At 36.1% G+C, this 8,742-nt stretch carries 8 protein-coding genes and 1 pseudogene; all 9 read left to right on the top strand.

Annotated elements, in window-relative coordinates:
* Nucleotides 1-27 precede the first annotated feature (27 nt).
* Nucleotides 28-1,323: an ATP-binding protein gene (locus tag BTHERMOSOX_RS07840; RefSeq protein ID WP_283204848.1), complete on the top strand. Its 1,296-nt coding sequence runs from the start codon at nt 28-30 to the stop codon at nt 1,321-1,323.
* A gap of 61 nt (nt 1,324-1,384) precedes the next feature.
* Entirely contained in the window at nt 1,385-2,572 is a 1,188-nt protein-coding gene (gene alaC, locus BTHERMOSOX_RS07845; RefSeq protein WP_138120535.1) for an alanine transaminase, read from the top strand.
* Nucleotides 2,573-2,601: 29 nt separating this feature from the next.
* On the top strand, nt 2,602-3,438 hold the full coding sequence (locus BTHERMOSOX_RS07850; protein ID WP_138120536.1) for a P-loop NTPase family protein: 837 nt from the start codon (nt 2,602-2,604) through the stop codon (nt 3,436-3,438).
* Nucleotides 3,439-4,494, top strand: coding sequence for a homoserine O-succinyltransferase MetA (gene metA, locus BTHERMOSOX_RS07855; RefSeq protein WP_138120537.1), 1,056 nt, complete (start codon nt 3,439-3,441; stop codon nt 4,492-4,494).
* A 61-nt stretch (nt 4,495-4,555) separates the two neighbouring features.
* Complete coding sequence (locus BTHERMOSOX_RS07860) at nt 4,556-4,756, top strand: hypothetical protein (RefSeq protein ID WP_138120538.1); 201 nt, start codon at nt 4,556-4,558, stop codon at nt 4,754-4,756.
* A gap of 19 nt (nt 4,757-4,775) precedes the next feature.
* Nucleotides 4,776-5,831, top strand: a complete 1,056-nt coding sequence (mutY, locus tag BTHERMOSOX_RS07865) for an A/G-specific adenine glycosylase (RefSeq protein ID WP_138120539.1) — start codon at nt 4,776-4,778, stop codon at nt 5,829-5,831.
* A 163-nt stretch (nt 5,832-5,994) separates the two neighbouring features.
* Nucleotides 5,995-7,071 (top strand): DNA cytosine methyltransferase, encoded by a 1,077-nt coding sequence (locus BTHERMOSOX_RS07870; RefSeq protein WP_249360652.1) that lies wholly within the window; start codon nt 5,995-5,997, stop codon nt 7,069-7,071.
* Between the two features lie 3 nt (nt 7,072-7,074).
* Nucleotides 7,075-8,205, top strand: a complete 1,131-nt coding sequence (locus tag BTHERMOSOX_RS07875) for a phospholipase D-like domain-containing protein (RefSeq protein WP_138120540.1) — start codon at nt 7,075-7,077, stop codon at nt 8,203-8,205.
* A gap of 365 nt (nt 8,206-8,570) precedes the next feature.
* Nucleotides 8,571-8,742: pseudogene (locus BTHERMOSOX_RS07880) on the top strand (bifunctional riboflavin kinase/FAD synthetase); the annotation flags it as partial.

The following is an 8,742-nucleotide window of genomic DNA, read 5'->3' on the forward strand; positions in this document are numbered from 1 at the left end:
ACAGCTCGCCTCATTGGTCGTGAAAATATTGCATCATCTAAAGGCGCTATTATTGAGCTCGTAAAGAATGGATATGATGCAGATAGCCCCTTATCGTTAATCTATTTTCATCAGTCAAAAAATTGCTCATATATTATTGATGCTGGCGACGGAATGACTCAAGAAGTTACTGAAAATAACTGGATGGTAACTAGTACGGACAACAAAGCTAATGATATTTTTACCAAAACTGGCAGGGTTAGAGCAGGCGCAAAAGGTATTGGTAGGTTTGCATTAGACAAATTAGGTGATTATTGCACAATGATAACCAAGTCTAAAGATAAAAATATGGCATGTATTTGGCATGTTGATTGGCGAGATTTTGAAGGTGGATTTAAAACAATTGATTCTACTACAGCTGACCTATCAACACAAAAAGATTTAAAGCAATACCTCTTAAATGAAATTCCTGATCAAAAAGTGCAGAAAACTATTAACAAGTATGGTTTTGCTAGTGGAACAATCTTAAAAATTTCAAATCTTAGGGATAGTTGGGACGATTATTTTATTTCTCAAGCATTTGATGATTTAGAAGTTCTCGTGCCACCAAAAGAGCAAAATAATTTTAAGTTATTTTTATATAGCCACGATAGGCCTGATAAATATGGTGAAATATTAGAATCGGTGTGTGATGATTATGATTATAAATTAGTTGCAAAATCTGATGAAAATCAGAACATAAAAATTCAAATTTATAGAAATGAATACGATGTGGAAACTATACCTCCAGAATTTTTTAAAAGAGACTTTGCTAAAATCAATCCTTATAAAAAAAAGGATTTTGAGCAAGGAAAATGGATGGCAAATAGAACTTTTTCTGAACTTTTAGCAGGATTTAAAGAAATTGATAAAGAGGGTGTTTTTGAAAAAATAGGCAAATTCGAATTTACCTTGTATTTTATGAAAAGAACCTATTCGACGCCCGATTTAGAAAAATTTTATTACAATAAATTTAACCCCAATGATAGAAAAGATTGGATGAATAAATTTGGTGGAATAAAAGTTTTTAGAGACGAGTTTAGGGTAAGACCGTATGGAGAGATAAAGGATAGTGCATTTGATTGGCTTGGATTGGGCGCTAGAAAAGCAAAAAGCCCTGCTACCCCTTCAAAACCTGACGGAGGCCGGAGAATTGGTCCAGATAGTATTTCTGGAGGGATAAATATTACAAGATTGGGGAGCTTAGATTTTGAAGATAAGTCTAGCAGAGAGGGTCTGCAAGAGAACAAAACTTTTCAAATTTTTAAAAAAATAACAGCATACTGTAAAAAGCAAATCATATAGTTGATGCATTTTAAAGGTAATTAAGCTAAAATATAGAAAAATACTTGACAATTTTTTTAAAATGAACGACGACTTCCCTAGAATTAAACGACTTCCCGCTTATGTTTTTGCCGTTACTAATGAGCTAAAGTCAAGGGCACGTGCGCGTGGGGAAGATATTATTGATTTCGGCATGGGTAATCCTGATCAGCCAACACCTGACCATATTGTTGAAAAATTAGTTGAGGCGGCTCGTCGTAAAGATACACATCGTTACTCTACATCGCGCGGCATTCCACGCTTGCGCCAAGCTATCTCTAATTGGTATAAAAGACGATTTGATGTGGATATCGATCCTGAAACGCAAGCCATTGTTACCATTGGTTCTAAAGAAGGTTTAGCTAATTTAGCACAAGCGGTAGTTGGCGCAGGTGATACTGTGTTAGTGCCTAATCCAGCTTATCCGATTCATCCATATGGCTTTGTTATTGCAGGTGCTGATATTCAGCACGTACCTTGCGGTCCAGATGATGATTTTTTGACCGAACTAGAGCGCTCAATCAAAAACACCTGGCCCAAGCCAAAAATGCTGGTACTTAACTACCCTTCAAATCCAACCACCGAATGTGTTGAGTTAGAATTCTTTGAAAAAGTTATCAAAATTGCAAAAGAGCATGAAATATGGGTTGTACAAGATTTGGCCTATGCAGATATCGTATTTGATGGCTATGTTGCGCCAAGCATTCTGCAAGTTAAGGGTGCTAAAGAAATCGCGGTTGAATTTTTCTCACTGTCAAAAAGCTACAATATGCCGGGTTGGCGTGTTGGCTTTATGGTCGGCAACCCAACCTTGGTGGGCGCATTAGCTAAAATAAAATCTTACTTAGATTATGGCATGTTCACGCCAATTCAAGTAGCGGCCATTGAAGCACTAGAGGGCGACCAAACCTGCGTTAAAGAAATATCAGACATGTATCAAGATCGTCGAGATGTTTTGTGTGACGGTCTTAACAGCATTGGCTGGATAGTAACACCGCCAAAAGCCACTATGTTTGTTTGGACTAAAATTCCTGAATTTTATCAGTCAATGGGGTCGCTTGAATTTACCAAAAAATTGCTTAAAGTTGCAAAAGTAGGCGTTTCTCCGGGTATTGGCTTTGGCAATTATGGCGATCAATATGTGCGTTTTAGCTTGATTGAAAACGAACATCGCACACGCCAAGCAATTCGCGGAATTCGCGACATGTTTAAAGCAGATGGACTGCTATAGATAAAAGATTAGCGTTAAAATCAATCATCATGAAACTCTCTGCTAATGAATTTTTAAATGCTAAGCATAAGCACCTAACCTTGTTGGGCATGTCTGGCGTTGGCAAGACTCATTTGGCAAAATTATTATCTAAGCAAGAGCAATATTTTCATTATTCAGGTGATTATCGCATTGGTGCCGAGTATTTAAACTCAGCCATTCTGGACAACATTATCACTCGAGTAAAAAAAGACACCTGGCTAAAAAGTCTTTTAGATGGTGAGTCAATTCAAATTCATAACAACATTACTTTTGACAACCTATCTTCTGTTTCTGCCTTTTTGGGCAAGGTTGGCAACCCAGAATTAGGTGGACTACCTATTGATGAATTCATACGCAGACAGTCTTTATTCAATCAGGCTGAGACTAATGCCATGCTTGATGTTCCAAGCTTTATGTCTAAAGCCAAACAGCAGAATATAAACAACTTTATTAATGATGCTGGTGGCTCTTTATGCGAACTGGACGATGAAAAAGTCTATCAAACACTGGCTGAGCATACTGTCATCTTATATATCAGGGCCAGTAAAAATAATGAAAGTGCACTAATAGAGCGCGCTCAAACACACCCAAAACCCTTGTATTATCAGGCAGATTTTTTACAGCAACAGCTGTCTGTTTATTTGGCTGAAAACCAATTTACCTATGTTGCTCAAATTAATCCAGACGATTTTGTACGCTGGATATTCCCGCGTTTATTAGAATATCGAAAGCCAAAATATGAACGCATCGCTCAACAATATGGCTACACTATCGACAGTGAAGATTTATATCAGTGTCGCAGTGCCAATGAAGTACTTGAACTGATTGCAGGAGCGCTAGATTAAATGCCCCTAATTGCCCACTCAAACCTGCCTTCTTTTGATCGATTAAAGTCTGAAGGTGAAATCGTACTTAGCAAAGCGCGCGCTAATCATCAGGTGATTAGAGAATTACATATCGGCCTACTTAACATGATGCCAGATGCTGCACTTGAAGCAACTGAGCGTCAATTTTTTCGACTGATTGGTCACTCCAACCAGATCGCCCAGTTCTACCTTCACCCGTTTACTTTACCCTCTATCAAACGATCAGAAAAAGGTCAAAAACATGTTGATAAGTACTACCAAAACTTTGACAATATTAAAGCACTGGGTCTAGATGCATTAATTATTACTGGCGCCCATATGGAGCAAGCAGACTTAAAAAAAGCGCCGTTTTATGAAGAGTTAATGGATGTTATTGATTGGTCATATAAGCATGTAACCTCAACCTTATGCTCTTGCTTAGCTACGCATGCGCTAATGGAATTTAGATATCAGCAAAAACGTCAAGCCATGGAGAATAAATGCTGGGGTGTTTTTAAACATCAGATTGTTAATCGATCCCACCCGCTAATGAGTGGTGTTAATACCAGTTTCAACGTGCCTCACTCTCGCTTTAATGAAATAACGGCTGAACAATTTAAAACGGCAGGTGTTGAAATATTGGTGAGTAGCGGTATCGGCGCACATCTATGCGTTAGTGAAGATTTATTACGTATTGTCTTCTTCCAAGGGCATCCAGAATACGACACCATTAGCTTGCTAAAAGAATACAAACGTGAAATTATCAGCTATTTGTCAAAGTCACGTGATGATTATCCCACCTTTCCTCAGCATTATTTAAATGAGCAAAACAAGGCTATTCTCAATGAATATAAAACCAAGCTAATTGCAAGAGAATTTACTATTTCAGACTTTCCAGAAGGCCTAATTTGCAAAACATTGGACAATACTTGGCACGATGCAACTCAGCAAATTATTAGCAACTGGATTGGTTGTGTATATCAGGTCACTCATGAAGAGGTTGGCAAGCCGTTTATGGATGGCATTGATCCGAACGATCCATTGAAATTAAAATAAAACCCTCCTGACTTTGATTTTTTTGTTTATCATGGTTATTAAGTTAATTTAACAGGACAGCATGGAAACATTAACAATTATCAACTACGGCTTACTATTGCTAACGACTACCTGGACTCTGTTCATCTTATTTAATGTTCAGGCAAACTGCAAAAAGAATTGCAACCTTGATACCATTAAAAAATGCGTAGCCACTTATATATTTGGTCTAGCACTTATTCTCGGCTTGTATTTTGCTCATAGATGGGTGTTGCTCGGCTAGCCTAGCCTCGTTTAATTAATTGTCAACACTTTCTCGCCAACTACTTGTTTGGTTTGACCAGCATGGCCGTACAAACCTCCCCTGGCAAGCGACTTACAGCAGTCCTCAGGGAGGGCGGCTTGGCGAAAAAAACCATGCCAATGTTTACCACGTCTGGCTAAGCGAAATCATGCTGCAACAAACTCAAGTGGTTACAGTGATTGGGTATTTCAATCGGTTTACTCATCATTTTCCAACACTGCTTGACTTAGCGAATGCCACAGAGGATGAAGTTTTGGCTCAATGGGCAGGGCTAGGCTATTATGCCAGAGCAAGAAACTTACACAAAACTGCAAAAATTATTGCTACTGAATATGGGGGTGAATTTCCACAGCAGTTTGAGCAAGTTCTCGCTTTACCAGGCATTGGTCAATCAACTGCAGGTGCAATTTTGTCACTTAGCTTTAATCAAAAGCATGCCATTTTAGATGGCAATGTAAAGCGAGTTTTGGCTAGAGTGCATCAAGTAGGTGGGCATTATTCTCAAAGTGCAACACTCAAAACATTATGGCAATTGGCCGAAAAATACACACCCGAAACTCGCACTGATCATTACACTCAGGCAATGATGGACTTAGGCGCCACACTATGCACTCGCTCAAATCCTGGTTGCTCAAACTGCCCTGTTACTAATTTGTGTCTATCTTATAAACATAATACTCAGGCCCAATATCCAAACCCCAAGCCAAAGAAAAGCAAGCCCGTTCGCTCAATTGCAATGTTGATTTATCAAAACAAACAAGGGCAGGTTTATTTAGAAAAAAGGCCAACAAAAGGCATTTGGGGCGGCCTTTGGAGCTTTGTGGAATGCGAAGACAGCCCGCAGGAAATTGAAAACACCATTCAACAGTTTGACAAAAATGCTCGCATTAACAAAACACTTGACTCTTTCAAACACAGCTTTACTCACTACCATCTAATCATCAACCCTGTTATTGTTGACTGCTCGGAACAAGGTCGCATGTTCCAATCGATTAATCAACTAAAAGTTGGCGTACCAACACCGGTGAACAAAATTCTAGCGCAACTGGTTTAACATAGCAAAAACCAATTCACAGCCATTCATCGGGATTCTCAGTGGCGATGTCGCAATCATACGACTCAAATAAAAGAGCGCCGTCCCTGTTAATTCTTATCATTTAGTATTTTAATATTACAAATACCCAACTATAGGCAGTTTTGTTTGTAAAATAGGATTTATGCAAGAAATAGAAAACACCTCTAAAATTGAAAATCCTAAAGAAAATGCTTTTCAAATGGGATTACTAGACTCTATTGAAATAGATAAGCATCTTGTTAAAGATGGGAAGTCTAATTTTTCCTTTATTGATTTATTTGCAGGTATTGGTGGCTTTCATTTGGCTGCACAAAATTTAGGCGGTGAATGTGTTTTTGCTAGTGAGTTTGATAAAAATGCCCGTAAAACTTATGAACTGAATTTTTTAAAGCACAACAGAGAACTGTTTCATTCTGGTAATTTTTGGGGTGACATTACTAAAGTTGATGAAAAAATTATTCCTGATTTTGATTTTCTTTTTGCAGGTTTTCCTTGTCAACCCTTTTCAGTTGCTGGACATAGACAAGGTTTTAAAGATGAAAACGGAAGAGGGAACTTATTTTTTGACATAGTAAGAATCTTAAAAGAAAAAAAGCCAAAAGTTATTATTCTTGAAAATGTTAAAAATCTTAAAACGCATGATAAAGGTAGCACGATTAAAGTCATATATAAAGAGTTGCAAAAATTAGGCTATAAAATCACTGATAAAGTTTTAAATGCTATGGAACATGGTAATACGCCACAAAATAGGGAGCGTATTTTTATCGTTGGTTTTTTAGATAAAAAAGCGTTCGATGTTTTTTCATTTCCAGAAAAAACTCAACTAAAAAAAACTATTCACAACTGTTTAAGCAAAACAGTTGATGAAAAGTATTATTATAATAACAAGCCCCTATATGAAAAATTAAAAGACGATATTATCAATAAAGATACCGTTTATCAGTGGCGTAGAAAATATGTACGTGAAAACAAAAGCAATGTTTGCCCGACTTTAACAGCAAATATGGGTATGGGCGGACATAATGTGCCGATTATTTTGGATGACAGGGGTATTAGAAAATTAACCCCTAAAGAATGTGCGAATTTTCAAGGATATCCAAAGAGTTATATACTTCCAAATATGGCAGATTCAAACTTATATAAACAATTTGGAAATTCTATTTGCGTACCTTTAGTTGAAAAAATTATTAACAATATTGTTTTAGCTTTAAAAGATTGAGTTATGTTTTTCAGTAAACAAACAACTTCAGAACAACGGAAAAAATATCAAGATTTTTTAAAAATAGTTGGATCTTTATCAAACTTATATTCAGACTCAAAAACACCATATCTGTATTACAGAATTGCTGAAAAATTATTCTGTAAAGCTTTTAATGCAGATGATTTATCAAGAAGCGATGTATCGGCAGACGCTAAAAAGAACGGTATTGGTATAGGTTTAAAAACATTTTTAGCAAAAAATAATAAAAGCTTTCAAAAGATTGCCGAGTTTAATAGCGATAGAGAGGCTTATGTCAATTTTGACAATACTAGGCTTATTCAAAAAATTGCAGAATTGAGAAATGCCAGAATTAGATTCACTGAAGATAATCATGCGATAAATAATTCTATCTATCATTGTGTATTGAGAGAAGAAGGTAAATTTAAAATTTTTGAAGCTTCCATGGACAGGGTGGATATCGCCAATATTCAGGATATTAAGCGCAAGAAGAATACCATCTCACTTCATGATAATATTAATGAATATTCCTTCTCACTATCAAAAAGCACCCTATCAAAAAGATTTGTTAGTGATAATCCAAAGTTAATTCTTGATGAGTTTGATGTTGATATTTTAAAAGACCCATTGTCAGATTTACAAAAATGCTTTACTGATAACGCTGAATTTATAACCAATACTCGAATTAAGCAAACTATTTATTTACCCTTGTATGGCACCAATGGCAAGGTTCAAGAAAGAAGCGCACTTAATCAGTGGAATGCACAAGGTAGAATTAGAAATGAGAATGAAGTTTATATTTCAATCCCGGCGTTAATCCACAAAGTTTTTCCTAATTTTTTCCCAAGTAGAGACGTTGTTTTTTCACTAAAACTACCAAATGGAAAAATACTAGATAGTAAGGTTTGCCAAGATAATGGAAAAGCCTTGATGTCAAACCCTAATAAAGATTTAGGAAAATGGATTTTAAGAAGTATTTTACGGTTAAATTCAGGTGAATTATTGATCTATGCAAGATTAAAAATTCTAGGCATAGATTCTATAAGAGTTGACAAAATAGATGACAAAAATTTTGAAATAAATTTTGCTAAAGTCGGCACTTATGAAATATTTAAAGAGGCTTATTTAAATTAATGTAATAATCAGGGTTAATTAATGGGGCATGGTGCCTTTTATTGTAAATAAACACAAAAATTATTGATCTATAAATCAAAAAACCTCATTCTCAAAATTTCCGAAATTTTCACCCTAGAGCGACCGACGTTGACTAAAGTCAGCTCAGATTTTATAAAAAGCTTGTATTTACCCTTAAATATTGATAAAAATCAATAAAATTGCACTGAAACACCCTAAAATCTATAAAAATATGGTAATAATTGGTTAAAAACTGCTCATTTACACCCTGCAAGAGGGTGCAAGCAAAATTTGCTAAATTTTAAAATTAACAACATCTACAGCTGTTGGCAAAATTATCGCGCAATTAGATTAAAATAACCGTTATGCAAATTATTCGTGGCTTACATAATTTAAAAAAACACCCAGGCAGTGTTGTTACTATTGGTAATTTTGACGGCGTGCACATTGGTCATCAGCATATTGTTAATCGCCTTGTTAAGCAATCAAAACTATTAGGCCTGCCATCTGTTTTAATTTCATTTTCACCAACGCCGC

This window comes from Bathymodiolus heckerae thiotrophic gill symbiont, from assembly GCF_900128515.1.
GTDB lineage: Bacteria > Pseudomonadota > Gammaproteobacteria > PS1 > Pseudothioglobaceae > Thioglobus_A.